The following is a 25499-nucleotide window of genomic DNA, read 5'->3' on the forward strand; positions in this document are numbered from 1 at the left end:
GCGCTCGTGATGGGGCGCAGTGCGCGCGGTCGGTCAGGATGGTGACGTGACCCACTCGTCCGACGCACAGCTGCGTGCCCAACTCTTCGCTTCCGGCGTCCCGATGTTCGTGCGGCCGAAGGACCGGCTTCGGGGGCTGTCCGGGCGTTGCGCCGCGCCCTTGCTCACCGTGCTCGTCGTCCTAGTTGCTCTTGGACACCTCGTGGGCGTGGCGGAGGGTCTCGGGTCGACGCCTGTCGAGCAGGTCGCGGGGAGCACGCAGGCCGACATCCTCGTGACCATGAGCGTTCTCGTGCTTTCGCCTGTGTGGCTCGCCGTGTTCGCCTGGGTGGCTTCCTTCCCCGAACGGCTCGTCCTCGTGATCCTTGTTGTGCTCGCCGCCTACGTCGGAGCCGGCGCCGTCGGCCTGTGGGCCCTGCGATGCGTGGGGCGCGAGCTCGGCACCCTCGGGACGATGGTCGGACGCGTCCTTCCGGTGATGACGCTCACGACGCTCTTCATGTTCTGCAACGCCGAGGTGTGGCAGGTCGTCCGCCACCTCTCGATGGGCAGGACGTGGCTGTTGGCGCACGTCGGCAACGGATTGGGCGTGGTGTTCGCACTGTTCGTCTCACGCGACGTGCTCGGTGACCTTCAGGACCGTTTCGCGCGAGCCGAGCCCGGCGCCCCGCGCCTGCGTCCCGGCGAGCGAATCGACGTGCTCGTCCTCGGTTCGTCGTGACACTCGTACAGAACGTCCTGCTCGCTGCCGTCGTCTTCTGCTTCTTCATCGGCATCGGGTGGCTCGCGGTGCCCGACGCGACGGCCACGGCCTGGATGGGGTCCGCGCCCGTGTCCTTCACCGGCACGTGGTCGGTGCTGCCGGTCAGTCAGAGTCTCGTGCAGGTGAGCCTCATCATGGCTGCAGTCAGTGGGCTGAACTTCACCGCCGTCTCCACGAGCGATGCGACGTACCGTCGCACGTTCGTCGACCCCGCCTTCGAGGAGGTCGAGGAGGCCCTGCGGGTGCGTCACGCCTATCTCACGACGGGCCGCGACGACACCCCCGGCGCCCCCGACAACCCGGACAACATGGCCGAGAACTCGACGTCGTGACGCCCGTTCGGCGTCACATGGACTTGCGGTAACGGCCCGGCGGGATGCCGACGAGGCGGGTGAACGTACGGCTGAACCCCGCCTGGTCGGCGTAGCCGCAGAGGTCGGCGATCTGGGCGAGCGGCATGTCGGAGCCGGTGAGCAGCCCGCGGGCCACGTCGATGCGCGTCGAGAGGATGAGTTGGCCGGGCGAACGCCCGAACACCCGACGGCAGCGCCGCTCGAGGGTGTCGACCGAGCACCCCGCCACGCGGGCGAGATCCTGGGACGTGACGTTCTCGCCGAGATGGGCGCGGATGTGCGCGACGACGGCGCCGAGCGACGTCATCGTCCGGTCGTCCGCCGCACCCTCCCCGACGTCCTGCGACATGCTGACGACGCCCGTCACCCGCCCGTCCTCGTCACGCAGCGGCACCTTGGCGGTGACGTGCCAGCGGAACGGGCCGCCCGGTGCGCGGATGAGTTCCAACTCGTTGAACAGGGGGCGTCCGCTCGAGTGGACGCGGGCGTCCTGCTCCTCGTAGCGGTCGGCGAGTTCGGCGACGAACAGTTCACCGGCCCGGCGCCCGAGCACCTCGGCGCGGGAGCGCTTGTTCGTGCGTTTGACGAAGGTGGGGTTGACCGCGATGTAACGGCCGTCGGCGCCCTTGACGCAGAACATCGTGCCGGGAAGGTGGTCGACGAGTTCGAGCACCGCGGGCCCCAGAGCGCTTGCGAGGGCGCTGAGTTCGGGGCCGTCGGGCATGGATCAAGAATACGGGTGCTTCAGCCCGGGATTTTGTAGACGTTCCGCGCTGTATACGACGCCGAATGTCTACAGAATCACCCGGACGCGACGCGCTCAGGGGACGAGGCCGGCGCGGCGGGCCGCAATGGCGGCCTGAACCCGGGTGGTGCACCCCAGCTTCGTCAGGATGCGCGAGACGTGGGTCTTCACCGTCGACTCGGCGATGAAGAGCGACGACGCGATGTCGGCGTTCGACAATCCCTCGCCCAGCGCTGCGAGGATCTCGCGCTCGCGGTCGGTGAGATCGCTTGACAATGTTGATCGTTCGTCAACTGTAGGCGGGCGCTCGGTCGCGACGAAGCCCGTGATGACGCGGCGCGTCACCTCAGGTGAGAGCACGGCTTCACCGGCGGCGACGCGACGCACCGCGTCGGCGAGAGGGCCGGCGTCGATCGTCTTGACGAGATAGCCGTCGGCGCCGGCGCCGAGGGCTCCGACGACGTACTCGTCGATCTCGAAACTCGTGAGCACGAGAACGCGTGACCAACCGTTCGCGACGATCTCGCGGGTCGCCGCGATGCCATCCGTGCCCGGCATTCGCACGTCCATGAGCGTGACGTCGGGGCGCAGGCTGCGCGCCTGCGCGATGGCGACGGCGCCGTCGCGCGCCTCGCCGACGACCTCGATGCCGTCGCATCCGTCGAGGATGAGGCGCAGCCCGGAGCGGATCGCCGTGTGGTCGTCGGCGAGCAGGACGCGAATGTCGGTCATGCCACCACCTCACCAGAGTCGAGCGGAATGACGGCGTGAACGCGCCACCCTCCGTCGTGCGGACCGGCCTCGAAAACGCCGCCGAGCGAGGTGACACGCTCCGACATCGACGTGAGGCCGTACCCGCCGTCGCTCCTCGGACCGACTCCACACGGCGAGTCGACGGTGATGGTGAGGTCGCCGTCACGCGTCACGACGAGCTCGGTTTGCCCTCCGGGGCAGTGACGCTCGACGTTGGTCAGCGACTCCTGGACGACCCGGTAGGCCGCGTGCGCGACCTGGGGTGGCAGATCGCCGAGAAGTGCCGGCTCGTACCGGGCATCGATCTCGAGGCCGCGACCGCGGGCTGCGTCCACCGCATCCTCGAGGTTCGACGGTGGCATCGCCGGGCCGCCGTCAGGCCGCAGAACGGCGAGCATCGAGCGCAGTTCGCCCATGGCCTGCTTCGACGTCGTCCGGACCACCTGCAGAGCCTGCGGTGCGACCTCCGGATTCGCGAGGCCCGCCTCGGCGTGGATCGTGATGGCCGCGAGGTTGCCCGACAGTGCGTCGTGAATCTCGCCGGCCATCGCCTCGCGCTCGCCTCGACGGGCCTGCTCCTCGCGAAGCGCCGCCATGCGCGCCAGATCCTCGGCGCGAGCTCGTTCGGCCTCGACGAGGTCGGCCTGCTGCTTCGCCGACTCGCCCCACCAGTACGACGTGCCGAGGACCGCGAAGACAGTGAGCGCCGCCATGATGGCGACGCGTAGGTCGCGGGTCGCCACGAGCGTCAGCACACCGACGGCTGCGATGACGGCGACGATGACGTGGGCGAGGCGGTCGGCGATCCGGCCTCGTCCGTAACGCCCGGCCGCGTGGACGAGTTCGATGAACACGAGCAACGACGCGAGGCTCCCGCCGAAGAACCCCTCGGCGACGAAGACGAGAACGCCGACGCCGAGCGCGGTGAGCGGGCGCCAACGCCGAACGGCCATGAGCGCACAGAGCACCGCGAGGGGTGCGAGATGCCACCACCGTTCGAGCGTCCACGGCGTGTCCGTCCACGTCTCGACAAGACCGATCGGCACGAGGGCGACACCCAGCGCGAACATGCCGAATGCGCCGCGCAGGTCACGGCTCGTCACGGGAGCGGATTCAGGTTCGGCGGGTGCCACGTCAGTCATTGCAGCATGCCGCGGGGCGCGGTGCGTCCCTCGAAAGGATGACGCCGGTGTGCGCGAACGGCACTTCCTGCCGACGCGCGAGTACGGCGCGCGCGAGCACGCTGAGCGCATGGACCTCGAACTCGCTCTCACCCTCGTGGTGCTCGCGCTCGTCGACGCGACGAGTCTCGGTACCCTCGTCATCCCGGTGTGGTTTCTCCTCATGCCCGGACGGCCACGCGTGGGTCGGATGCTCACCTACCTTGCGGCCGTCGTCGGCTCCTACGTCGTGCTCGGTTTCGCGTTGCTCGCCGGTGCCCTCGTCTTCCTCGAACGGATCTCGGCCTGGTTCGCAGGGTCGAGCGGAGCCCACGTTCTGCTCGCCGTCGGAGCCGTCATGTTTCTCGTCGGCGTGTGCATGCCGACGAAGAAGGACGCCGAACCGGGCCGCCTCATGCGCAGGATCACCACCTGGCGCGACCGGGCGATGGGCGCCGACGGCGACGCCGGCGTCAAGGCCGTCGTGGCGCTCGCCGTGGTGGCCGTCCTCGTCGAAGCGGGGTCGATGGTGCCCTATCTCGCGGCGATCGGTCTGCTCTCGGCGGCACCGATGTCGACGCCGGAGCGCGGCCTCGCGCTCGTCGCGTACTGCCTCGTCATGGTGGTGCCCGCCCTCCTGTGCCTGGCGGCGAGGCTCATCCTGCACGAGCGCATCGAGCGACCGCTCCAGCGCTTCGGGGCCTGGATCGAACGCACGAGCCACGAGAACCTCGCCTGGGCGCTCGCGATCATCGGGTTCCTCCTCGTGCGCCACGCGTGGATGGCCGGCGCCCGCCCGCCCTGGATGTGACCGGAACATTCGCTTCTGCCCCGTCATTGCGCGCAATCCGCGGCCACGCTGCGGCATTCGGGCAAGACATACGGACCGGTAGGGCGAACACTGACGGTATGAGCCAGATCACTGACGCGCCGCACACCCCCGCGGTGCCCGACACCGACCCCACCGCCGTCCTGCGCGAGCTCACGGACGAAGCCGTCGCCCTCGCCAAGAAGTGGGGCGACGCCACCGAAGCCGGCCAGACGAAGGCCGAGAAGCGCACGAGCGATCAGCTCGGCGCGCTGCTGCGTGACGAGAAGGGCCTCGACCTCGCGGTGAAGTTCGTCGACCGCGTCGCCCGCCCCGAGGACAACACGGCGGCCGCACGCGAACTCGCGCGCCTGTCCTCCAACGAGGCCACCGGGTTCATGGGCCGCATCGACGCCGCGCTCATGGGCATCGGCTCGCGCGTCGCCACCCTCGCGCCGCCCGTCGTCGTGCCCGCCGCGCGTAAGCGCCTGCGTCAGCTCGTCGGCCACCTCGTCGTCGACGCGAGCGACCCGACGCTGGGCAAGCACCTCGCCAAGGCGCAGGCGGACGGGTTCCGCCTCAACATCAACCTGCTCGGCGAAGCCGTGCTCGGTGAGGCCGAGGCCGCTCGTCGCACCGAGTCGACCCGCAAGCTGCTCGCGCGCGACGACGTCGACTACGTCTCGATCAAGATCAGCTGCCTCGTCTCGCAGATCTCGACCTGGGACACGGAGGGAACGGTCGAGCGCGCCCTCGAGCGCCTGCGCCCGATCTACCGGGTGGCGAACGAGGCCTCGCCCAAGAAGTTCGTCAACCTCGACATGGAGGAGTACCGCGACCTCGACCTGACGATCGAGCTGTTCACGCGACTCCTTTCCGAGCCCGAGTTCCATGACCTCGAGGCCGGCATCGTGCTGCAGGCCTACCTGCCCGACGCCGTGCCCGCGCTCGAGCGACTCATCGACTTCGCGAAGAAGCGCAAGGCGGCCGGTGGCGCCGGCATCAAGGTGCGTCTCGTCAAGGGGGCCAACCTCGCGATGGAGCGCGTCGAGGCCGAGGTGCACGACTGGGAGCAGGCACCGTACACCTCCAAGGAGGACGTGGACGCCAACTACCTCGCCTTCATCGAGCGCGCCACGCGCCCCGACGCGATGGAGGTCTGCCGACTCGGTGTCGCCTCGCACAACCTCTTCGACGTCGCCGTCGCGCACCTGCTGTCGGAGAAGCGTGGCGTGAGCGACCACCTCGACGTCGAGATGCTGCAGGGCATGGCGCCCTCGCAGGCGCGCGCCGTCAAGGCCGACGTGGGCACGGTGCTGCTCTACACGCCGGTCGTGAAGTCGGAGGACTTCGACGTCGCCGTCTCCTACCTCATCCGCCGTCTCGAGGAGAACGCGGCCGAGCAGAACTTCCTGCACGCCATGTTCAGCCACGACGACGAGGCCGACGACAAGTACAAGTACGTGCGCGACGGCCTCACCGGCACCGGTCGCCTCACGCCCATGGAGGATCAGGAGCGTCGTTTCCGCGAGTCCGTGGACGCTCTGGCCTCGACGCCCGTCGGGCCGCGCCGCAGCGCCGAGCGCAAGCCGATCGGCGACTACTTCGAGAACACCGCCGACTCCGACCCGGCGCTGCCGGCCGTGCGTGAGTGGGCGCTCGCGGCAGTGACGCGTGAACCTGCGCCGCTGACCTCGCCCGAACTCACGTCGCTCGAGGCCGTCGACGAGGTCGTGAGCCGTGGCGTCGGCGCGCACGAGGCCTGGTCCGCTCGCCCCAACGCGGAGCGTGCCGCGCTGCTGCGCGAGGCCGCACGCGAACTCGAGAAGCGTCGTGGTGACCTCATCACCGTCGCGGCCGCCGAGGGTGGCAAGACGATCGATCAGGTCGACCCCGAGGTCTCCGAAGCCATCGACTTCGCGCGCTACTACGCCGACAGGTGCGAAGACCTCGTCAGCGGAATGGCCTCGGACGGAGCGCGATTCGAGCCTCACAAGCTGACGCTGGTCACGCCGCCGTGGAACTTCCCCGTCGCCATTCCTATCGGTTCCGTGCTCGCGGCGCTCGCGAGCGGATCGGCCGTCATCATCAAGCCGGCGCCGCAGACGGTCGGCTGCGTCGAGGTCGCGATGGAGGCCCTGTGGGCCGCCGGCATCCCGCGCGAGGTGGCCCAGGTCGTGCGCGTCGAGGAGAACGAGAACGGCAAGGCGCTCGTGTCCCACGAGGACGTCGACACCGTCATCCTCACCGGCTCGATCGAGACGGGGCGCCTGTTCGCCGGCTGGCGTTCGCGTCACGCCGGTGGCCCGCGCGTGTTCGGCGAGACGAGCGGTAAGAACGCCCTCGTCGTCACGCCTGCGGCGGACCTCGACCTCGCGGCCGCCGACCTCATGAAGTCGGCGTTCGGCCACGCCGGGCAGAAGTGTTCGGCGGCCTCGCTCGGTATCCTCGTCGGCTCGGTCGGCTCCTCGCGTCGTTTCCGCGAGCAGCTCATCGACGCCGTGGAGTCGCTGCGCGTCGGCTGGCCGAGCGACCTCGGCACGACGATGGGCCCGGTCATCGAGCCGCCGTCGGGCAAGTTGCTCAAGGCGCTCACGACCCTCGAGGAGGGCGAGACGTGGCTCGTCGAGCCGAAGCAGCTCGACGAGACGGGTCGCCTGTGGTCGCCCGGCCTCAAGGACGGCGTGAAGCCCGGCTCCTTCTTCCACATGACCGAGGTCTTCGGGCCCGTGCTCGGCCTCATGCACGCCGACTCCCTCGAGGAGGCGCTCGAACTGCAGAACGCGACGCAGTTCGGCCTCACGGCAGGCATTCACAGCCTCGACGAGGACGAGATCGAGTACTGGCGCGAGCACGTCGAGGCCGGCAACGGCTACGTCAACCGGCACATCACCGGCGCCATCGTGCAGCGTCAGAGCTTCGGTGGCTGGAAGGAATCGGTCATGGGCCCGGGCGCCAAGGCCGGTGGCCCCAACTACGTCGCACAGTTCGGTACGTGGGTGGCGGACGGCGTTGCCCGTCAGGGCGCGCCGGTCATGCCCCGCGTGCGGGACCTGCAGGAGATCCTCGCGCCCCTCGCGCGCACCGAGGACGATGCTGCGTGGCTGCTCGCGTCGCTGCGTTCGGACGCCTACGCGTGGCGTGAGGAGCTCGGCATCGAGTCCGACCCGTCGTCGCTGCGCGCGGAGAGCAACATCTTCCGTTACCGCCCGCAGCCGCGCGTCGTCGTGCGCGCGGAACTCAGCGAGGGTCTCGACGCCGATGACCGGGCAGCCGACCGCACCCTCGTCGAGGTGGCGCGTCTCGTGCTGGCCGCGCACCTCGTCGGTTCGTCGGTTCGCCTGTCGTGGGACATCGCCCTGCAGCCGGCGCTCAAGCGACTCGAGGAGACGGGTGAGGGCCGCCAGGCGCTCGCGTGGCTCGACCGCGTCGGCGAGGTGGAGAGCTCCGCGCAGTTCGTGTCGTGGGCTCGCGCGCAGGCGCTCGACGGCGAGTCGCTGCGTATCCGCATGGTCGGCGCGGACGCCGACGGTGAGACCGCTGCGGCGCTCGCCGAGGCACCTGCTGACGACCAGGGCGCCAGCATCACGCCGCTGTTCGGCGAGGTGCTCTCGACCGGCCGTCGTGAGCTGCTGACGTTCCTGCGCGAGCAGGCGATCAGCCGCACCCTGCACCGCTTCGGTCACGTGCCGCCGGAGCTCGTGCGCTGATCGACGCCACGAGAGGACGCGCCTCGCAGCCGACGCTGTGGGGCGCGTTCTCGTGTCATCGCCCCGGTGTCGCGGCGTCGGGGAGTGACGGTGGCAGCCGCGCGGCCACCATCTCGTGTCGGGAATCGGGCACCATGAAACCGTGGCACTTCTTCAATCGGACGTTCTCGTCATCGACCAGGTCACGAGCTTCATGGGTAACGACTTCGCCATCATGGACGCCGGCGGGCAGCCGATCGGGCGCATCCGCACCGACGGTGGTGCGCTGAAGCGCTTCGCCCTCGGCAACCGTGAACTCACCATTCTGGACACCGACGGCTCCCTGTTCATGCGCATCGACGACATGATGAACTTCGGGCGCGACCGCTACGTGCTCTTAGACCCAAGCGGTCAGCAGTTCGGCGAGGTGGTCAAGGAGTTCACGTTGTTCTCCAAGCGGCTCACCGTGAACCTCCCGGACGCGACGCTGCAGTTGTCGGGCAGCTTCTTCGAGCGCGAGTTCGAGGTGGTCGGCCCCGGTGGACCGGTGGCTCGCGTGTCGCGCCGGTGGCCGGGCATCGGCGCGGCGTTCCTCGGCAAGGAGCGTTACGTCCTCGGGTTCACGCCGGGGGTTCCCGGCCCGACTCGCGCCGCGACTCTGGGCGCGGTCGTCGCGCTCGACCTCATCCGAGCCAAGGGCCAACAGGGTTAATCCGGCTTCTCCTCGGCTGAACCGGGTGAGCGTCCCCCGGGCGCCGGGTCAGGCGTCTCAGTCGAGGCCGGGCTTGCGACGCTGCTGCTTCGTCACGCTGCGCTGCTTCTTCGCCTCGAGGCGCCGCCGCTTCGAACCGCGCGTCGGCTTCGTCGGCCGGCGAGGCACCGGTGGGGCGAGCGCCTCACGCAGGAGGGCAGCCAGGCGCTCGCGGGCGGCTGTGCGGTTGCGGCGTTGCGAGCGGTGCTCGGCTGCGGTCACCGTGAGCACCCCGGCCGCGAGCCGCGCGTCGAGGGCTGCGAGCACGCGGGCGCGCTGGGTGTCGTCGAGCGCGCTCGTCGTCGTGAGGTCGAGGCTGAGCTGCACGCGCGAGTCGGTGGTGTTGACGCCCTGACCGCCCGGGCCGGAGGCGTGGGAGAACTGCTCCTGCAGCTCGGCGGCGGGGACGCGCAGGCCACGCGGGGCGCCAGGCCCCGGCATCACCGACAGATCGTCCACGTCAGAAGTCAGTGCTTCTCGACGAAGGCGACGAGGTCGGCGAGTTCTGGCTTTTCCCGGGCTGATTCGAGCGAGGCGGCGAGGACACGGTCGTGCGTGGGGCGGGCCTTCTCGTAGGCGGCGCGACCTTCCGGCGTCAGCTCCGTGTAGATGCCGCGCCGGTCGTCCGCGCAGATGATGCGCGTGAGGTAACCGCGGTCTTCGAGTCGGTTGACGAGCCTCGTCGTCGCGGAGGGGGAGAGGGCTGCTGCGCGCGCCACCTGCGCCATGCGGAGGTGGAACGTGCCGTCCTGGCGCGACAGGGCGTCGAGCACCGTGTACTCCACGACGGTCAGGCCGTGGCCCGCGACGAGCTCCTTCTCTAGGCAGGTCTCGATGTGTCCGTGGAGTGCGGCGAGCGTGCGCCAGCCCGAGGCGCGGACCTCGACGGCGGTGTCAGCGATACCCATGAATTTAGTGTACGCCGCTTGCAATAGAGCGCGTGTGCAACTAACGTCACGCAAGTTAGTTGCACGCGCGGTATGTTGTCGCATGGAATGAACCTCGAAAGGGTGCACTCATGCCTGTCGGACTGCTCGCCCTGGCCCTCGGTGGCTTCGGCATCGGGCTCACCGAATTCGTCATCGCGGGCCTGCTCACCCCGGTCGCGAACGACCTCGGGGTCTCCGTGCCCACGGCCGGCTACCTCGTGAGCGGTTACGCCCTCGCGGTCGTCTTCGGTGCGCTGGCGCTGCCGCCGCTCCTCGTGAAGTGGGCGCCGAAGCGTGCGCTGCTGCTCCTCATGGTGCTGTTCGTCGTGGGCAACGCGATCTCGGCACTGGCACCCGGCTACGCCGCGCTCCTCGCCGGACGTGTCGTCGCGGCCCTCGCGCACGGCGCCTTCTTCGGCATCGGGTCCGTGCTCGCCTCGGCCCTCGTGGCCAAGGAGAAGCAGGCCGGCGCCATCAGCATCATGTTCGGTGGGCTGACGCTTGCCAACGTCCTCGGCGTGCCGATGGGCACCTTCGTCGGTCAACAGTGGGGCTGGCGGGCGACGTTCGCCACCATTGCCGTCGTCGGAGTCGTCTCCTTCGCCGGCATTGCAGCGCTCGTTCCGGACGCCCACGCCGAGTCGTCCGAACGTAGCCTCCGGGCCGAACTGGCCGTCTTCTCCCGGGCCCAGGTCTGGTACTCCCTCGGCATGACAGTGCTCGTCTTCGGCGGCATGTTCGGTGCGTTCATGTACATCGAGCCGCTGCTGACTCGCGTCACCGGTTTCGACGACGGCGCAGTGCCGTGGCTCCTCGTCCTCTTCGGCGTCGGGCTCTTCGGCGGCAATCTCCTCGGTGGGCGCCTCGCCGACGCAGCCCTGCGCCGCACCCTGACGACGTGGACGCTCGCGCTCGGCATCGTTCTCGTGGTCTTTGCGCTCGTCCCGGGCAACAAGGTGGCGGCGGCAGCACTCCTGCTCGCCATGGGCTTCTTCGGGTTCGGCACGGTGCCCGGCCTACAGATGCGTGTCATGCGCTACGCCGACGAAGCGCCGACGCTCGCGAGCAGCGCGAACATCGCCGCGTTCAACGTCGGCAACTTCCTCGGCGTGTGGATCGGCGGCCTCGCCATCGCGGCCGGCCACGGCTTCGGTTCGCCGCTCTGGGTCGGCGCAGGCTTCGCGTTCGCGGGCCTCGGGGTGCTCCTGTTCGCCGACGCCCGCAGCAGCGCCCGGTCGACGGCAGCGCCGGCAGTGGCCTGCTGACCGCCGAGTTGGCGCCTACTGGCGGCGAAGCTTGCCCTCGGCGAGTGCAATGCTCTGATGATCCTGCGGCGAACAGCGCTGCGCTCTCAGCTCGAGCACGAGGCTGCGCACCCCCGTGACGTCGAGCGAGAGTGCTTTCGCCTTTTCGCTCGAGAAGTTCACGGTCTGCTTCGTGTCGCCGTCCAGGCGCACGACGACGGCGCCGGTGTCCCCCGAGGGGTTGGGGCGCGCGTTGAAGCCGGCGAGCAACTCCATCTGAGTGAACTCACCGTCGAGGGTGAAACGCACCGGACGGGTGCAGGTGGGGGGCGTGAGATCGCGGGCGACGACGGCGTCGTCGAAGTCACGCCCGTCGATCGTGGCGCTATTCTTCTCCGCCTCCGAGCCGGCGAGACGACTGGACAGCGGAACCACCGTCGGTTGCGCCCGTGTCGTCGACGAGGAGGTGGTGGCCGATGGTTTCGCCTTCGTCTGCTCCGAGCCGGTGTCGCGCAACAACAGCCACGCGACGAGCGCGACGAGGCACAGCCCGACGACGAGCCCGACGCCGAGCGCGATGCTGCGACGGTGCGACGTGCTCTCGTCGTCATCGTCGGAGACGGTCTCGGGAGAGCTTCCGGAGGTCGGCAGTGCCGACCCGATGAGTCGCGTGGGGGGAGAGGCGTGCAGGGGAGCGGGGGCCGGCATCCCGGCGAAGCGCGGCACCATGTCGGCCAGCTGCGCCGCGACGGCGGAGGCGTCGTCGGGCCTGTCTCCCGGGTTCTTCGCCATGAGCGCCGCGACGAGGTGCCACAGCTCGTCCGGCATGCCGTCCGGGCGTCCGGGCGCGTGGTCGGCGTGCATCCGCAGGAGCGCGACCGGCGAATCAGAGCTGAACGGCACGATGCCGCACGCCATTTCGTACAGCGTGATGCCGAGGGCGTAGAGGTCGCTGGCACGCCCGCTCGGCAACCCGTCGCCGAGCTCGGGCGCGAGGTACTGCGGGGTGCCGATGACGTTCGCCGTGCCGACGTGCCCAGTCGCCGTCACGGCGAGCGAGGCGATGCCGAAGTCCGCCAACTTCGGCTCGAGGCCGTTCGGGGTTTCGTCGAGAAGCACGTTCTCGGGCTTGAGGTCGCGGTGCAGGACGCCCGCGCCGTGCACCGCTGCGAGGCCGGCCGCGATCCGCGAACCGAGGGACGCCACCTCCGCAGGCGGAAGATTGCCGCGCTGCTGGAGCAGGCCGCGCAACGACGGCCCGCCGATGTAATCCATGACGATGGCGAGGCGCGGGCCCTCGACGACGAGGTCGTGCACGCGGATGACGTGAGGGCTGCGCAGATTGACGAGCAGGTTGCGTTCCTGGAGGAAACGCGCGACGACGGTGGGGTCGTCAGCCATCTCGGGGCGCAACAGCTTGAACGCGAGGGGGCGGCCGTCGACATCGCGACCGGCCCACACCTGACCCATCGCGCCCGCGCCGATTCGACGTTCGAGCACGTACCGGCTGCCCAGCTGCCAACGCTCCGACACGTGGTTTCCCTCCCTGCCCCGATCGCCTCGATCTTATGGTCTGCCCGGTGTCACTGGTGGCGAGTAGGCTCGAAGGCATGGCGATTTTCGCGGTCTCCTACCGCTACAGCGACGACGTCGCCGCGCGCGACACCCACCGCCCCGAGCATCGCGAGTTCCTCGCGCAGTGCGAGGGCCTCCTGCTCTCCGGGCCGCTCACCGACCCGGCCGGCGCGCTGCTGCTCGTCGCAGCCGACAGCGCCGAGCAGGTCGAGCAGCGTCTCGACGGCGACCCGTTCCGCCGTGAAGGGGTCATCGTCGAACGCGTCGTCCGCTCCTACGACCCGGTGCTCGGCAGCCTCGCGGACGCCGTCGCCGCCCACCGCTGATGGCCACCCCCGACATCGAGGTGGGCAAGGTCCACACCGCGCGTGACGGTGAGGCGATGCGCGTGCTCGTCGACCGGTTGTGGCCCCGCGGAGTCTCGAAGGAACGAGCAGACCTCGACGAGTGGGCGAAGGACGCCTCCCCGAGCACGGACCTGCGCAAGGAGTTCCACGGCGGAGATCTGAGCTTCGAGCAGTTCGCCGACCGCTACCGAGCCGAGCTGGCCGACGGTGACGGTGCCGACGGGCTGGAGAAGCTCGCCGAGACTGTTTGCGGCGCCGACGGGCGCGTCCTCCTCCTCATCGCCGGTGACCCGACCGGTGACAACCACGCTCAGGTGCTCGCGCAGGCGCTGCGAGAGCAGATCGGAGAGAGCTCGTGAGTCCCGCCTCAGAAAACGAACCGGGCAACTCGAGCGCAGCCCTGGCCGCCGACGTCGACGTTCTCGACGCTGCCGCGGCCGAGGCGCTGCTCGCCGAGTCTCTCGCCACGAACGTCGACGAACCCGAACCCGACCTGCCGCCCATCACGACCGTCGAGGTCGACGGCGTCACGGTGCATCACCGCGACAGCGGCCACAACGTCTCGGGGCCCACCTACGTCCTCGTCCACGGTCTCGGCGGGAGCCTCGCGAACTGGGAGCCCGTCTGGCCCTACCTCGCGCGCCTCGGGCGGGTACTGACACCCGACCTCGCCGGCTTCGGGCGCACCGAGGCCGACGCCGGCCGTTCCGCGGTCGGCGACAACGTCGACCTGTTGAGCGCCTACCTCGACGTCGTGGACGCGCGAAACGTCGTGCTCGTCGGCAACTCGATGGGCGGGATGATCTCGCTGCTGCTCGCCGCGAAGGGCCACCCGCAGCTCGAGCGGCTCGTGCTCGTTGACGCGGTCGTGCCGTTCGGCCCCAAGGTGCGTCCGAACCCCCGGGTCGGTCTCACCTTCGCGCTCTACATGTGCCCGCCCCTCGCGCGCTTCGTCGTGCCGCGCTACGTCCAGCGTCGCGGCACCGACCAGATGGGCCTCGACGGCGTACTCGTCGTCGTGGCCGACCGTCGTCGCGTGCCGCGCTGGGTGTGGCGCCGGGCCGTCGAGGAGGCGCGGGCACTCACCGAGATCCAGAGCGCGGTGCCCTCCCTTGTGCGTGCTGCGCAGTCGATCGTCATCGCAGGAGCGTCGCGAAGCTACCGCCGCGCGCTGGCCGAGGTGACGGTGCCCGTCACGTTCCTCCAGGGAGACGCGGACGCGCTCGTGCCTGCCCGCGGCGTGCGCGCGGCGCTCGCGAGGGTTCCGGAGTGGAACTACGTCGAGGCCGAGGGCGTCGGCCACGTGCCGATGTTCGAGGCTGCGACCTGGACGGCTGCCGTCATTGCGGGCCGGATTCGCGGAAACATCACGAATATGTAACGGTAGGTGACTCGTGGGCGATGAACCCATGACCGACCGAGAGGCCAGAACCACGGGCCCGACGAGAGGAAAACCGTGCACCACCACGCTTTCACCCGAACTCGCCGCATCCTGCCGGCAACCGCGGCGAGCCTCGGGCTCGCGGTGACGATGGCCGCCTGCGGCAGTGCGAACAGCGACGACGCCAGCCCCACTGTCACGACCTCCAGTGCGACGACGAACGCGGGCAAGCCCGGCGCGACGCCGGCCCTGCGCGCAGCCTGCATCGACACGAACAAGAAGGTCGTCTCGGCCAACTCCACCTGGAACAAGGCTGTCGACTCGCGCAAGGCGGCCGACCTCAGCAAGGCGTCGACCTCGATGGGCAAGCTCGCGGACGAACTGCGCGAGCAGGGCAAGAAGTCCGGTAACGCCAGCTTCAAGCAGAAGGCGGACGCCGTCGCCAAGAAGGTCGGCACGCTGACGAAGGCCAAGGCGCCCTCGAAGACCGTCGACACGAACACCTACAACGACGCGGTAGACGACCTCACGTCCTACTGCGGCCAGATGTTCCCGTCGGCGACGAAGAAGTCGGCCTGACGCACTTCATCGGGCAGGGTCGAGCTGCCCGATTCCCGGGCTCCTCACCTCTCGTCGAGGGCTCTGACGCGAGTCTCCGCCGCCGCGAGGGCGGCCTGTGCGCTGTCACGGGCCGCCTTCGCGGCGTCATAAGCGTCTACCGCAGCGCTCAACCGGCGGCGGGCCCGCTCGACCTCCTGCATCGCCGTGCGACGTTCGGCGTCCCGCGCGGCAGCCTCTCGCTCGGCCTCCCGGTCGGCTGAGTCGGTGTCCACGATGCGAAGAGCGGCACGGCCGCGCGCGGCTGCGTCCCGATGTGCGAGCGCGTCCGACAGGTCAACCTCACCCCACCCCGAATAGCGCAGGCCCCGCACCAGGGTGCGGCTCGCGACGGCGGCCTCGGCGCTGGGGTCGGCTGTCGCGGCGAGCAGCGTGCAGCGAACCTCGTCGCGCACCGCCGGTGAGACGGAGACGGTTGCGAGGACGGCGTCGAGCAGGCGGTGACGTTCGGACGTGAGGCGTTTCATCTCGTCGGTGTCGAGGCGCGTCTGAGCAGCCCGTAGGGCGGTGCCGACGGCGAGGAGTTCACCGAGCGGCTGATCCTCAAGGTGATTGACGGTCTCCGCGGCCACCGTGGGTTTGCGCAGCGCCGTGATCGCGCGGGCGACATCGGCGGCGCCCTCACTCTTCGCCCGAGCCGCGAGTTCCTTGCGGACCCTCACGAAATCGGCTGCCGGTCCGTCGTAGAGGCGACGGACGGCGTCATCGAGGCTGATCGGCGCGGGCATGCTCACCATTGTGCGGCCCATGAGTTACGTTTGCTGTCTCGTCCCCGTCGCCTGACGAAAGTTACCCATGCCCGCGTTGCCCTCGGCGCAGGAGCGCCCCGCGATCGATCGCGTGCTCGTGCTCCTGCCGACTTACGACGAGCGCGAGAACCTTCCCCGGATCCTCGAGCGCGTCCATGCCGCTGTTCCGCATGCGGACATCCTCGTCATCGATGACAACTCGCCCGACGGCACCGGTGAGATGGCCGACGATTTCGCCGCCTCGAGCGGGCACATCCACGTGCTGCACCGTCGGGGCAAGGAGGGGCTCGGGAAGGCGTACCTCGCAGGATTCGCCTGGGGTCTCGAACGCGGTTACGACGCTCTTGTCGAGATCGATGCCGACGGCTCGCACCCCGCAGAGGAACTACCGGCGATGCTCGAGCTGGCTCGCCAAGCCGACCTCGTCATCGGCTCGCGCTGGATCAAGGGCGGGTCGGTGGTCAACTGGCCCAAGCAGCGCGAGGTCCTCAGCCGAGGAGCCAACCTCTACGTGCGCGCGTTGCTCGGTACGCACGTCCACGACGCCACGGCCGGGTACCGCGTGTACCGCGCCCCGATGTTGCGGGCCATCGACCTCGACGGGATCACGACGAGCGGATACGGCTTCCAGGTCGACCTCACCCTGCGTGTCCTTGAGGCCGGCGGCGTCGTCGTCGAGCACCCGATCCGCTTCGCGGAGCGAGAGTTCGGCGTCTCGAAGATGTCGCGCGACATCATCGCCGAGGCCTTCACGCTCGTGACGACGAGCGGTCTGCAGCATCGAGCCCGTCAGATGAAGGCGCTCCTGCCGGGACGCTGATCGCGGTCGCCGGGTGCAGGTAGCGGCTGCGTCGCGGCTACTTCTCGTGTGCGTCGCGGTGCGTGGGCGGTGCACCCTGTTCGGCGGCCTTGCCGAAGACGACCGTGCGGTAGAGCACGAACCGCATGAGCGTGCCCAGGCCGATGCCCAGAACCACGTGCACGTTGACCCAGAACGGCTTCGTCACGTCGAGGACGTAGTGGGCGAACGCGACCCACGCCGAGGTGACCGCGAGCGCGACGCCGTTGACGCCGAAGAACAGGGCCACCTCGTGATGGACCGGGCGCCCCTCGCGTTCGCGGAACGTCCAGTACCGGTTGCCGAGCCAGGCGAAGACGGTGGCGACGGCACCCGAGAGGATCTTCGCCGTCGTGTACTTGTCGCTCAGCGCACCGTGGATGAGGACGTTGAACAGGCCGAGGTCGATGACGGCGGCGAAGGCGCCGACGAAACCGAACGTGCTTACCTCGCGCCAGAACGTCGACAAGGTGGACGACGAGGGCTCCTGTTCCGCTTCGGGTTTCGAAGCCGCGGTGTCCTGGGTCGTCATGGTGCCCGAGTCTAGCGGCGCCCCCTCGGCTCGACGGTAAACGGCCCGGGTGACAGGAGGCCTCAATTATCGTGACGGCAACGATGCAGAGGGAGTGATGGGGCATGACTGAACGAACGTTCGACACGATCGTCGTGGGAGCAGGGCTCGCCGGTCTCGTGGCGGCCGCGGAGCTGACGGCGCGAGGGCGCCGCGTCGCCGTCGTCGAGCAGGAGAACCGGGCGAACCTCGGTGGGCAGGCTCACTGGTCCTTCGGCGGTCTCTTCCTCGTCGACTCTCCTGAGCAGCGTCGCCTGCGTGTGCGCGACAGCCTCGAGCTGGCGTGGGCCGACTGGTGCAACAGTGCTCAGTGGGACCGCCTCGACGGCGAGAACGCCGAGGACACGTGGGGGCGCGCCTGGGCTCGTGCCTACGTCGAGTGGGCGGCCGGCGGCAAGCGCGAGTGGCTGCGCGAGAACGGCATCAACCTCACGCCGATGGTCGGCTGGGCCGAGCGCGGTGACGGGCGTGCCGACGGCCACGGCAACTCGGTGCCGCGCTTCCACATCGCCTGGGGGACGGGCACGGGCGTCAGCGGGCCCTTCGTCGAGAAGGCGCTCGACGCCGAGAAGCGCGGGCTGCTCACCTTCTTCCACCGCCACCGCGTCGACGAGCTCGTGACGACGAGCGGCGCCCTCACCGGTGTGCGCGGCACGGTGCTGGCGCCGGACGACGCCGAGCGCGGCGTCGCCTCGAACCGCGATGCCGAAGGTGACTTCGAGCTCGAAGCACCCTCTGTGATCGTGGCGAGCGGCGGAATCGGTGGCAATCACGACCTCGTGCGTCGCTGGTGGCCCGAGAGCCTCGGCACCCCGCCGTCGTCGATGATCACCGGCGTGCCGGAATACGTGGACGGACGCATGCTCGACGTGGCCGAGAGTGCCGGCGCGCGCCTCGTCAACCGTGACCGCATGTGGCACTACACCGAGGGCATCCGCAACTGGAACCCCGTGTGGCCGCAGCACGCCATCCGTATCCTGCCCGGCCCGTCGCCGTTGTGGTTCGACGCGATCGGCCGACGCATGCCGCAGCCCTGCCTGCCCGGTTTCGACACGCTCGGCACGCTGCGCCACCTGCGTACCGACCCTGCGATCAGCGCGTTCGACCACTCCTGGTTCATCGTGACGAGCAAGATGCTGGAGAAGGAATTCGCGCTCTCGGGTTCGGAGCAGAATCTCGACCTCACCTCGGGCAGTCGCAAGGAAGTCGTCAAGGCCCGCCTGGCCTCCGGCGCGCCGAAGGCCGTGGCCGACTTCGTCGAACACGGCGCCGATTTCGTCGTCGCCGACACGATCGACGAACTCGTGGCGAAGATGAACACACTCGCGGACGAACCGCTGCTCGACGCCGACGCTGTGCGCACGCAGATCGAGGAGCGGGACCGGCAAATGGGCAACCCGTACTCCAAGGACGTTCAGGTCATGACGATCCACAACGCCCGCAACTACCTCGGTGACAAGCTCGCCCGGGTGAGTTCGCCGCACCGGGTTCTCGACCCGAAGGCCGGCCCACTTGTCGGTATCAAGCTGCACGTCCTGACCCGCAAGAGCCTCGGCGGCATCCAGACCGACCTGCAGTCTCGCGTGTTGGACGCCGACGGGAACGCCGTCCCGGGTCTCTTCGCGGCCGGTGAAGCCGCTGGGTTCGGAGGTGGAGGCGTGCACGGATACAACGCACTCGAGGGGACGTTCCTCGGCGGCTGCCTGTTTTCCGGGCGCGCGGCCGGGCAAGCGGCGGCGGGGTGATTCGGCCTTCGGCCTAATAATCCACTTCGAGACGAAGGAAGAAGTCGCCGACGCGGTACTTGCGGCCCACGGAGATTGGATGGTGAAGGCCGCCGAGTCGGTGCCCGGACGCGGCGCGCAGAAGCTGATCAATCTCGGTTATGTCGTGTGCGACGCCCTGGCCACGGATGTCCTTTCAGGCCACGGCCCGGCTCGCCGTCGAGCGTGAAACCTACAGCGAGGGACGCCCGGCGTCCTTCCACATGTGGGAGTCGATGGCGCGCCACATGATCGAGAGCCTGGACTGCGACGGCGCTTTTGCCAAGAGGATCGACGCCGAACGCATGGCGCGGATGCTCACCGGGGCCCTGCTCGGGTTGCACCTCACGTGGCAGGCCACCGGGCACGAGCAGGGCCTGCACGAGGAAGTGGAGTACTTCTGGCGAACCATCGCCCCGGTGCTCATTGCCCCCTCCGAGTACGAGGCCCTCGAACTGAGCCGTCCGGCCTGAGCGCTCGACGTGGGAAACTGGCCCGATGAACGAGCCGGTTTCCCCTGACAAGGCGCGCGCGAGCGTCCCCTTCGGCATCCGCCTCGCGGGTGCCTGGTCGGGTTACCTCCTGCTCGTCGCAGCCGCAGTGGCGCTCGTGTTCTGGGCCCTGGCAAAGCTCGGCCTCGTGACCGTTGCGCTCGTCACCGGCATCATGGTGGCGGCGCTCCTGCAGCCGCTCGTGGCGTGGCTCGTGCGCCGAGGCCTCGGGCGCGGGCTCTCGGCCGTCATCTCCTTCTTCGTCGGATTCGGGTTCATCGCGCTGCTCGTGTGGTTCGTCTGGGCCCAGGTGGCCGGTTCCAGCGGCGAGTTCGCGAGTCAGTTCGGCGGCGCCCAGCGCGGTGCGCGTGACTGGTTGGTCGACGGTCCGCTCGGCCTCGACCCGGCCACTGCGAACACCTACACCGTCGATCTGGCCAAAACGGTGAGCGAGCACTCCGGCGACATCACCGCACAGGCCGGTGGCTATCTCGGTCAGGCGGTAGGCGCGCTGTCGGGTTTCGTCCTGACGCTTTTCTGTGTTCTCTTCCTTCTCGCCGACGATGGCTCCATCTGGCGCTGGTGCGTGCGGGTGCTCCCGCGCCCCGCCCACAACTATGCGGATCTCGCCGGCGCGGCAGCATGGAGGACGCTCGTCGTCTACATGCGATCGCTCGTCCTGCTCGCCGTACTCAACGCCGGGGCGATGCTGCCGGTCATGTGGATCGCCGGTGTCCCACTGGCCGTCCCCCTCACCGTGGCGCTGTTCCTCGGCTCCCTGGTGCCGCTTGTCGGCGTGCTCGTCGCGGCGGTCCTGCTGTTCGTCATCGCTCTCGTCAGCAAGGGCATCGTCACCGCGATCGTGATGATGGTGGCGCTCGCCCTCGTCATCCAGCTGTTCGGCAATCTCGTCAACCCGATCATTCTGGGTAAGTTCGTCGATCTCCACCCGCTCGTCATCCTGCTCGGCGTCACCGCCGGCACCGTGCTCGGAGGGGCTTTCGGGGCCTTCACCGGGGTGCCGCTGATCGCCGTCGTCAACAACATGGTCAAGGTGATGCGCCGCTACCACGTCTCGGGAGAGGTGGACGAGGACCTCGACCACGTCCCGGAGGCGCGCCTTGAGAACCTCGTCGAGGAGTCACTGTGAACGCTGCGAACCCTTCACCCCTGCGGATGGCGGCGCTGCGCCTCTACAAGTGGCTGCCGGTCGGCATCAGCCACCGCATCGTCCACGCGATCCAGCCGACGTTCACGGCGGGTGCCGTTGCGATCATCGAGTACGACGGTCGGGTGCTCGCGCTGCGTCAGGTGCACCGCAAGGGCTGGTCGCTGCCCGGCGGGCTCATCGACGGCGGTGAACAGCCGCGCGAGGCCGTCATCCGTGAGGTGCGCGAGGAGACCGGCCTGACGATCGAACCGGGTGGCGCGATGGCCACGTACTTCGTGCCGGAGATTCGGCACATCGACGTCATCTTCCGCGTCCACTGCGAAACGAAACCGCACGTCGAGGTGGCCAGTGAGGCCCTCGAATCGGGCTGGTTCGCCCTCGAGGAACTGCCCGAACCCGACGACTCGACGCGCCGCATCCAACACGCCGTGAAACTCGCGCGCGTGGCTCCGCAGCCGGGTCACCTCGTCGACCCCTCCTGAACTGACATGGTGATTGCCTCACCACACCGAATTCCGTCAGCGCAGGATGCCGGCAGTGCGGGCCTTGGCGACGGCGTCCGTGCGGGAGGTGGCCCCGAGCTTCTCGTTGATGTGCACGAGGTGGGTCTTCACGGTGGCCTCGGAGACGAAGAGTGCCTTGGCGATCGCGCGGTTCGTCGCGCCGTCGGCGACCCGTTCCAGAACGTCCACCTCGCGCGCCGTGAGAGAGGCTGTCGGCTGCGCGAGGCGGGTGACGAGGCGCTGCGCTACGGCCGGTGCGAGCACCGTCTCGCCGCGTGCCGCGCGGTGGACGGCGTCGACGAGGTTCTCCGGTGGGGCGTCCTTGAGCAGGTAGCCGCCGGCGCCCGCCTCGACGGCGCGCAGGATGTCGGTGTCCGTGTCGTAGGTCGTGAGGATGAGCACCGCGGGGGCGCATCCGCGGCCACGGATGGCCGCCGTCGCACTCACACCGTCCATGCCGTCGCCCATCTGCAGGTCCATGAGGACGACGTCGGGCGGTGTTCCGGTGGCCGTGAGCCGATCGAGTTCGGCGATTGCCTCCGCGCCGTCACTCGCTTCGGCGAGAACGTCGATGCCCGACGCCACGAGCAGGGCCCGCAGGCCGGCTCGAACCACGGGATGGTCGTCGGTGAGCAGCACCGTGGTCACAGGGCGCCTCCGTTCGTCGTGACGGGCGATGGTGCGGCAGGCGAGGTGGCCGTCGGGATCCTGACGAAGAGCGCCGCCCCTTCACCGGGGGCCGACTCGACCTCGAGCTGCCCGCCGAGTTCGACGAGGCGCTCGCGGATGGCACGCAGGCCGAATCCGCTGCCACCGAGCGGGGCGCGCTCGACGGCGGCCTCGTCGAAGCCGACACCGTCGTCGATGATCTCGAGCGTCACGTCGGTGGGCGAGTAGGCCAGCGTCACCCCGGCGCGCGAAGCCTGGGCGTGAATGCGCACGTTGGCGAGACCGCTCTGTGCGATGCGCAGCAACGCGACCTCGACGGGGGACGGCAGCGGGCGGGCGTCCCCGTCGCACGTCGTGGACACCGCGATGCCGGTCTGTTCGCCGAGGCGCTCGGCGAGGCGGCGGAGGGCAGCGAACAGGGGAGCGTCGGCGAGTTCCGTCGGCGCGAGGGCGTGGACGACCTCGCGGGACTGCGTCAGCCCTTCCGCGGCCTGTTCCTCGATCTGACGCAACAGCGTGCCCTCGCCGTCCTCGCGCGCCAGCCCGGCACGCGAGAGGAGCAGGATGCTGGAGAAGCCCTGGGCGAGGGTGTCGTGGATGTCGCGGGCGAGGCGCTCGCGCTCGGCGAGGACCCCGGCGCGGTGCTGCGCGTGCGCCAGTTCCTCCTGGGCGGCGAGGACGTCGTCCTGCGCAGCGACGAGCTGGTCGACGAGGAGGTTGCGGGCGTCGTTCTCCCGCCGCAGTTGGACATAGACCCACGCGATGCCGAGGGCGACGAGCATGCCCATGAACGGGCCGATGAGGCTGCCCGGTCCCCGCGTCGAGTTCGAGCTCGCGAGAGCGACGACGCTCGCAACGAGCACGACAGCGACCAGGGCCGCGGCGAGCGCGCGTCGCGCGACGTAGAGGACGAGGAAGTAGAACGCGAACGCCAGCCACGCGAAGTCGGCAGCCACGGCGAGCAGCGCGATCCACGCCACGACGAGCGCTGAGATCCACACCTGGGCGAGCTGTTCGCGGCGCGCGTCGGAGACCGGACGGCGCTCCAGCGTGAGGCCGAAACAGTAGAGGCCCATGAACAGCGCCGACGCGACGAACAGGAGCGCGAGGTGCGGTGCCGTCATCGTCTGCGTGAGAAGGGCACGCGCAAGCCCGACGACGAAGAGCAGGACGAAGAGCACGTGCATGGCGGCCTGCATGGCGCGGATTGCGCGCGCCGTCTCGGGGCGTCGGGCTGTGGCGGACGGCGGCGGGTGGGCACTCATCGTCCCTTCATTCTGCCTTGGCAAGGCGCGCGGCGGTATCAACCAAACGGTTGAGGTGGGCCTCGCCGAGCGGTCGATGTGTGCGCGCGGGAACCGCGATGGAATGGAGATATTCACTCCCGCACCTCTTGTTCGGAAAGGCTGAGATGTTTCTCGGATCCCGCGACCTGCGCCACGCCAAGGGCAGGTTCGCGCTCATCGGCGGCGTGGTCGCTCTCATCACGCTGCTCGTCGTCATGCTGACGGGGCTCGCGGCGGGCCTCGGGCGTGAGAGCGTTGCCGCCGTCTCGACGATGCCGGATCGCGGCGTCTCCCAGATCGCCTTCTCGCAGCCGGCCCAGGGGCAGAAGGTCGGCTTCGACTCCTCTCGCGTCGCGTCGTCCGCGGTGAAGGACGCGGCCGACCAGCCCGTCGTCACGGAGGCGACGTCACTGGCGATCGCGCAGAGCCGCGTCAGCGTCGACGGTGTCCGCTCGGCCGTGACGGTCTTCGTCGTCGAGGACGGATCGTTCGCCGCGCCGTCGGGCGTTCGTCCCGGCTCGGTCGTCGTCGGTTCGGGCCTCGGCAAGGACGCGAACGTGGCGGCCGGTGACTCGATCACGTTCGGCGACAAGTCGGTTCGCGTGCAGGCGCTGAGCGACGACGCCTCCTACCAGCACGTTCCCGTCGTCTGGATGACGCAGACCGACGCCAAGGCCGGGGGCGTCCAGACCGCGGGCGGCACCTCGCTCGCCCTGCTGAAGACGGACGGTTCGTTCGACGCGGCAGCGTTCGAGAAGCAGAGCGACCTCGTGGCGATGACACCGAACGATTCCCTGTCCACCATCTCCGCCTACCAGGCCGAGAACGGTTCGCTCACGCTGATGCGCGTCATGCTCATGCTCGTCTCGGCCCTCGTCGTGGGAGCGTTCTTCACGATCTGGACCATCCAGCGCACGCCGGACCTCGCCGTGCTCAAGGCGATGGGTGCCCGCACGAGCTACCTCGTGCGTGACGCCCTCGGCCAGGCCGCGATTCTCCTCCTCATCGGTGGTGGCCTCGGCACGCTCATCGCGACCGTCGGCGGGTTGCTCGCCCGAGACGTCGTCCCCTTCGTCGTCAGCCCGACGACGACCCTCGTCCCCCTCGTCCTTCTCATGGTTCTCGGTCTGCTCGGCGCGCTCGTCAGCCTGCGCCGCATCGCGACCGTCGACCCCAACTCAGCGCTAGGAGCTGCACGATGAGCCTCATCGTCGATGACGCCGTTCTCACCTTCCCCGACGGCGCCGGCCGCATCACCGCGGTCGACCACGTCAGCCTCAGCGTCGAACCCGGCGAGTTCGCCGCCGTCACCGGCCCGTCCGGTTCGGGTAAGTCGTCGCTCCTCGCCGTGGCGGGTCTGCTGCAGACGCCGGACTCGGGCAGCGTCGCGATCGGTGGCCGTGTCGTCTCGGGCCTGTCGCGCAAGGACGCGGCCGCGGTGCGCCTGTCGTCGATCGGCTTCGTCTTCCAGCAGAGCAACCTCATCGCATCGCTCACCGCCGCGGAACAACTCGAAGCCGTGGCCCGCCTCGACGGGCGCAAGGGCAAGGCCGTCCAGGATCGCGCGATGGAACTGCTCGAGGCAGTCGACCTCAAGGACGCCGCGAGCCGTCGTCCGGCGCAGCTGTCGGGCGGTCAGCGTCAGCGCGTGGGTATCGCCCGGGCGCTCATGAACTCACCCGAGCTGCTCCTCGTCGACGAACCGACGTCGGCGCTCGACTCCGAGCGCAGCTCTGCCGTCATGCGCCTCATCGGCGACGTGACGCGTGACTCCGGCGTCGCGACGCTCATGGTGACGCACGACCTGCCGACGCTCACCGCCGTCGACTCCGTGTACGAGATGGTCGACGGTCGGCTGAGCCGCTCCGAGCGGGCCGAGGCCGCCTGACGTACGACGAGTTCACAGGCGCACCGTACGCGCGGGAAGCGATCGTCGCTTCTCGCGCGTTCGTGCATCGGTCGGGAACACGTCGGGATCTCGCCCACCTCGTGGGCGCCGAGTGCCATCCTGGCGGCATGCAGCAGGTTGGCTTCGCCGAGGGATACTTCGACGCCGTGAGCGTCGGCACGAAGGCCACCACCGTGCGATGGAAGGAGAACATCGCACCCGGCGCTGCCCGGTTCGCCTTCGGTGCTCGCAGTCTTCGTGGCCGGGTCGAGTCGGTCACGAGCCACGCGGCAGCGACCCTCACGGCCGAGCAGGCGGACGCTCCGCCCGGCACCGACATGCGGGAGTTCGTGGAAGCTCTGCGACGTAACTACTACGCCGAGATGCCGGACGACGCGGTGGTCGAGGTCGTACGGTTCGTCGTCGAGAGGGACGACGAGAACTCCGGGTAGTG

Annotated in this window: 28 protein-coding genes; 18 read left to right on the plus strand and 10 right to left on the minus strand. The window is 69.4% G+C overall.

Annotated elements, in window-relative coordinates; all coding sequences use genetic code 11:
• Positions 1–46 precede the first annotated feature (46 nt).
• Positions 47–721, plus strand: coding sequence for a hypothetical protein (locus K9D12_RS12425; protein ID WP_223060390.1), 675 nt, complete (start codon positions 47–49; stop codon positions 719–721).
• A complete protein-coding gene (locus K9D12_RS12430; RefSeq protein ID WP_223060391.1) occupies positions 718–1095 on the plus strand; it encodes a hypothetical protein in 378 nt (125 codons plus the stop codon). Before K9D12_RS12425 ends, K9D12_RS12430 begins: the two co-directional genes overlap by 4 nt.
• Before the next feature lie 13 nt (positions 1096–1108).
• Here the strand turns inward: K9D12_RS12430 and K9D12_RS12435 are convergent, their stop codons facing one another.
• The 3 genes from K9D12_RS12435 to K9D12_RS12445 form a co-directional block, all read right to left on the minus strand.
• Positions 1109–1840, minus strand: a complete 732-nt coding sequence (locus K9D12_RS12435; protein WP_223060392.1) for an AraC family transcriptional regulator — start codon at positions 1838–1840, stop codon at positions 1109–1111.
• A gap of 96 nt (positions 1841–1936) precedes the next feature.
• Positions 1937–2593, minus strand: coding sequence for a response regulator transcription factor (locus K9D12_RS12440; protein WP_223060393.1), 657 nt, complete (start codon positions 2591–2593; stop codon positions 1937–1939).
• A complete protein-coding gene (locus K9D12_RS12445) occupies positions 2590–3756 on the minus strand; it encodes a sensor histidine kinase (protein WP_223060394.1) in 1167 nt (388 codons plus the stop codon). Before K9D12_RS12445 ends, K9D12_RS12440 begins: the two co-directional genes overlap by 4 nt.
• A 49-nt stretch (positions 3757–3805) precedes the next feature.
• Here K9D12_RS12445 and K9D12_RS12450 point away from each other — a divergent pair, with 49 nt between their 5' ends.
• The 3 genes from K9D12_RS12450 to K9D12_RS12460 all read left to right on the plus strand — a co-directional run bounded on the left by K9D12_RS12450 (position 3806) and on the right by K9D12_RS12460 (position 8983).
• Positions 3806–4585 carry a GAP family protein gene (locus tag K9D12_RS12450; RefSeq protein WP_223060395.1) on the plus strand — a complete coding sequence of 260 codons (780 nt, stop codon included), beginning with the start codon at positions 3806–3808 and terminating at the stop codon, positions 4583–4585.
• Positions 4586–4683: 98 nt separating this feature from the next.
• Positions 4684–8292 carry a proline dehydrogenase family protein gene (locus K9D12_RS12455; RefSeq protein ID WP_223060396.1) on the plus strand — a complete coding sequence of 1203 codons (3609 nt, stop codon included), beginning with the start codon at positions 4684–4686 and terminating at the stop codon, positions 8290–8292.
• A gap of 142 nt (positions 8293–8434) precedes the next feature.
• Positions 8435–8983 (plus strand): LURP-one-related/scramblase family protein, encoded by a 549-nt coding sequence (locus K9D12_RS12460; protein ID WP_223060397.1) that lies wholly within the window; start codon positions 8435–8437, stop codon positions 8981–8983.
• Between the two features lie 57 nt (positions 8984–9040).
• Here K9D12_RS12460 and arfB read toward each other — a convergent pair whose 3' ends face one another.
• On the minus strand, positions 9041–9481 hold the full coding sequence (arfB, locus tag K9D12_RS12465) for an alternative ribosome rescue aminoacyl-tRNA hydrolase ArfB (RefSeq protein ID WP_047312551.1): 441 nt from the start codon (positions 9479–9481) through the stop codon (positions 9041–9043).
• A gap of 8 nt (positions 9482–9489) precedes the next feature.
• Entirely contained in the window at positions 9490–9930 is a 441-nt protein-coding gene (locus tag K9D12_RS12470; RefSeq protein WP_047312550.1) for a MarR family winged helix-turn-helix transcriptional regulator, read from the minus strand.
• A 110-nt stretch (positions 9931–10040) separates the two neighbouring features.
• On the opposite strand from K9D12_RS12470, the gene K9D12_RS12475 reads away from it, so the two are divergent.
• A complete protein-coding gene (locus K9D12_RS12475) occupies positions 10041–11216 on the plus strand; it encodes an MFS transporter (protein WP_223060398.1) in 1176 nt (391 codons plus the stop codon).
• 15 nt (positions 11217–11231) lie between these two features.
• Here the strand turns inward: K9D12_RS12475 and K9D12_RS12480 are convergent, their stop codons facing one another.
• Positions 11232–12728, minus strand: a complete 1497-nt coding sequence (locus tag K9D12_RS12480; RefSeq protein ID WP_223060399.1) for a serine/threonine-protein kinase — start codon at positions 12726–12728, stop codon at positions 11232–11234.
• A 77-nt stretch (positions 12729–12805) separates the two neighbouring features.
• Here K9D12_RS12480 and K9D12_RS12485 point away from each other — a divergent pair, with 77 nt between their 5' ends.
• From K9D12_RS12485 to K9D12_RS12500, 4 genes are all read left to right on the plus strand, one after another.
• The gene (locus tag K9D12_RS12485; RefSeq protein ID WP_047312549.1) at positions 12806–13096 is read left to right on the plus strand and encodes a YciI family protein; all 291 of its coding nucleotides are present in this window, start codon (positions 12806–12808) and stop codon (positions 13094–13096) included.
• A complete protein-coding gene (locus K9D12_RS12490; protein WP_047312548.1) occupies positions 13096–13476 on the plus strand; it encodes a DUF488 domain-containing protein in 381 nt (126 codons plus the stop codon). The genes K9D12_RS12485 and K9D12_RS12490 overlap by 1 nt, the downstream gene beginning before the upstream one ends.
• Entirely contained in the window at positions 13473–14498 is a 1026-nt protein-coding gene (locus K9D12_RS12495; RefSeq protein ID WP_223060400.1) for an alpha/beta fold hydrolase, read from the plus strand. Before K9D12_RS12490 ends, K9D12_RS12495 begins: the two co-directional genes overlap by 4 nt.
• A 75-nt stretch (positions 14499–14573) precedes the next feature.
• Positions 14574–15077 (plus strand): hypothetical protein, encoded by a 504-nt coding sequence (locus K9D12_RS12500; RefSeq protein WP_047312547.1) that lies wholly within the window; start codon positions 14574–14576, stop codon positions 15075–15077.
• Positions 15078–15121: 44 nt separating this feature from the next.
• Here K9D12_RS12500 and K9D12_RS12505 read toward each other — a convergent pair whose 3' ends face one another.
• Complete coding sequence (locus K9D12_RS12505; protein WP_156170395.1) at positions 15122–15844, minus strand: hypothetical protein; 723 nt, start codon at positions 15842–15844, stop codon at positions 15122–15124.
• Positions 15845–15911: 67 nt separating this feature from the next.
• Between K9D12_RS12505 and K9D12_RS12510 the strand changes: the two genes are divergently transcribed.
• Positions 15912–16685, plus strand: a complete 774-nt coding sequence (locus tag K9D12_RS12510) for a polyprenol monophosphomannose synthase (protein ID WP_047312545.1) — start codon at positions 15912–15914, stop codon at positions 16683–16685.
• A gap of 37 nt (positions 16686–16722) precedes the next feature.
• On the opposite strand, the gene K9D12_RS12515 is transcribed toward K9D12_RS12510, so the two are convergent.
• Positions 16723–17235, minus strand: a complete 513-nt coding sequence (locus K9D12_RS12515) for a GtrA family protein (protein ID WP_052947117.1) — start codon at positions 17233–17235, stop codon at positions 16723–16725.
• 104 nt (positions 17236–17339) lie between these two features.
• Here K9D12_RS12515 and K9D12_RS12520 point away from each other — a divergent pair, with 104 nt between their 5' ends.
• From K9D12_RS12520 to K9D12_RS12535, 4 genes are all read left to right on the plus strand, one after another.
• Positions 17340–19019, plus strand: coding sequence for an FAD-binding dehydrogenase (locus K9D12_RS12520; protein ID WP_223060401.1), 1680 nt, complete (start codon positions 17340–17342; stop codon positions 19017–19019).
• Positions 19020–19186: 167 nt separating this feature from the next.
• Positions 19187–19510 (plus strand): hypothetical protein, encoded by a 324-nt coding sequence (locus tag K9D12_RS12525; protein WP_223060402.1) that lies wholly within the window; start codon positions 19187–19189, stop codon positions 19508–19510.
• A gap of 25 nt (positions 19511–19535) precedes the next feature.
• Positions 19536–20678, plus strand: a complete 1143-nt coding sequence (locus tag K9D12_RS12530) for an AI-2E family transporter (protein WP_223060403.1) — start codon at positions 19536–19538, stop codon at positions 20676–20678.
• Positions 20675–21181, plus strand: coding sequence for an NUDIX domain-containing protein (locus tag K9D12_RS12535; RefSeq protein WP_223060404.1), 507 nt, complete (start codon positions 20675–20677; stop codon positions 21179–21181). The genes K9D12_RS12530 and K9D12_RS12535 overlap by 4 nt, the downstream gene beginning before the upstream one ends.
• 36 nt (positions 21182–21217) lie before the next feature.
• On the opposite strand, the gene K9D12_RS12540 is transcribed toward K9D12_RS12535, so the two are convergent.
• Both K9D12_RS12540 and K9D12_RS12545 read right to left on the minus strand, forming a co-directional pair.
• Entirely contained in the window at positions 21218–21850 is a 633-nt protein-coding gene (locus K9D12_RS12540; RefSeq protein WP_223060405.1) for a response regulator transcription factor, read from the minus strand.
• Complete coding sequence (locus K9D12_RS12545; protein WP_223060406.1) at positions 21847–23136, minus strand: sensor histidine kinase; 1290 nt, start codon at positions 23134–23136, stop codon at positions 21847–21849. The genes K9D12_RS12540 and K9D12_RS12545 overlap by 4 nt, the downstream gene beginning before the upstream one ends.
• A gap of 146 nt (positions 23137–23282) precedes the next feature.
• On the opposite strand from K9D12_RS12545, the gene K9D12_RS12550 reads away from it, so the two are divergent.
• From K9D12_RS12550 to K9D12_RS12560, 3 genes are all read left to right on the plus strand, one after another.
• A complete protein-coding gene (locus K9D12_RS12550; protein WP_223060407.1) occupies positions 23283–24359 on the plus strand; it encodes an FtsX-like permease family protein in 1077 nt (358 codons plus the stop codon).
• Positions 24356–25045, plus strand: coding sequence for an ABC transporter ATP-binding protein (locus K9D12_RS12555; protein ID WP_129666777.1), 690 nt, complete (start codon positions 24356–24358; stop codon positions 25043–25045). Before K9D12_RS12550 ends, K9D12_RS12555 begins: the two co-directional genes overlap by 4 nt.
• A gap of 128 nt (positions 25046–25173) precedes the next feature.
• Positions 25174–25497 carry an ASCH domain-containing protein gene (locus K9D12_RS12560; protein ID WP_223060408.1) on the plus strand — a complete coding sequence of 108 codons (324 nt, stop codon included), beginning with the start codon at positions 25174–25176 and terminating at the stop codon, positions 25495–25497.
• Positions 25498–25499: the final 2 nt, after the last annotated feature.

The organism is Dermacoccus sp. Tok2021, from assembly GCF_019895135.1.
GTDB lineage: Bacteria > Actinomycetota > Actinomycetes > Actinomycetales > Dermatophilaceae > Dermacoccus > Dermacoccus abyssi.

Coding starts and splice junctions, on each gene's coding strand:
- K9D12_RS12435 (WP_223060392.1), bottom strand. CDS start 1,840: ATGCCCGACGGCCCCGAACTCAGCGCCCTCGCAAGCGCTCTGGGGCCC.
- K9D12_RS12440 (WP_223060393.1), bottom strand. CDS start 2,593: ATGACCGACATTCGCGTCCTGCTCGCCGACGACCACACGGCGATCCGC.
- K9D12_RS12445 (WP_223060394.1), bottom strand. CDS start 3,756: ATGACTGACGTGGCACCCGCCGAACCTGAATCCGCTCCCGTGACGAGC.
- K9D12_RS12455 (WP_223060396.1), top strand. CDS start 4,684: ATGAGCCAGATCACTGACGCGCCGCACACCCCCGCGGTGCCCGACACC.
- K9D12_RS12470 (WP_047312550.1), bottom strand. CDS start 9,930: ATGGGTATCGCTGACACCGCCGTCGAGGTCCGCGCCTCGGGCTGGCGC.
- K9D12_RS12475 (WP_223060398.1), top strand. CDS start 10,041: ATGCCTGTCGGACTGCTCGCCCTGGCCCTCGGTGGCTTCGGCATCGGG.
- K9D12_RS12485 (WP_047312549.1), top strand. CDS start 12,806: ATGGCGATTTTCGCGGTCTCCTACCGCTACAGCGACGACGTCGCCGCG.
- K9D12_RS12490 (WP_047312548.1), top strand. CDS start 13,096: ATGGCCACCCCCGACATCGAGGTGGGCAAGGTCCACACCGCGCGTGAC.
- K9D12_RS12505 (WP_156170395.1), bottom strand. CDS start 15,844: ATGCCCGCGCCGATCAGCCTCGATGACGCCGTCCGTCGCCTCTACGAC.
- K9D12_RS12510 (WP_047312545.1), top strand. CDS start 15,912: ATGCCCGCGTTGCCCTCGGCGCAGGAGCGCCCCGCGATCGATCGCGTG.
- K9D12_RS12515 (WP_052947117.1), bottom strand. CDS start 17,235: ATGACGACCCAGGACACCGCGGCTTCGAAACCCGAAGCGGAACAGGAG.
- K9D12_RS12520 (WP_223060401.1), top strand. CDS start 17,340: ATGACTGAACGAACGTTCGACACGATCGTCGTGGGAGCAGGGCTCGCC.
- K9D12_RS12525 (WP_223060402.1), top strand. CDS start 19,187: ATGTCCTTTCAGGCCACGGCCCGGCTCGCCGTCGAGCGTGAAACCTAC.
- K9D12_RS12530 (WP_223060403.1), top strand. CDS start 19,536: ATGAACGAGCCGGTTTCCCCTGACAAGGCGCGCGCGAGCGTCCCCTTC.
- K9D12_RS12545 (WP_223060406.1), bottom strand. CDS start 23,136: ATGAGTGCCCACCCGCCGCCGTCCGCCACAGCCCGACGCCCCGAGACG.
- K9D12_RS12550 (WP_223060407.1), top strand. CDS start 23,283: ATGTTTCTCGGATCCCGCGACCTGCGCCACGCCAAGGGCAGGTTCGCG.
- K9D12_RS12555 (WP_129666777.1), top strand. CDS start 24,356: ATGAGCCTCATCGTCGATGACGCCGTTCTCACCTTCCCCGACGGCGCC.
- K9D12_RS12560 (WP_223060408.1), top strand. CDS start 25,174: ATGCAGCAGGTTGGCTTCGCCGAGGGATACTTCGACGCCGTGAGCGTC.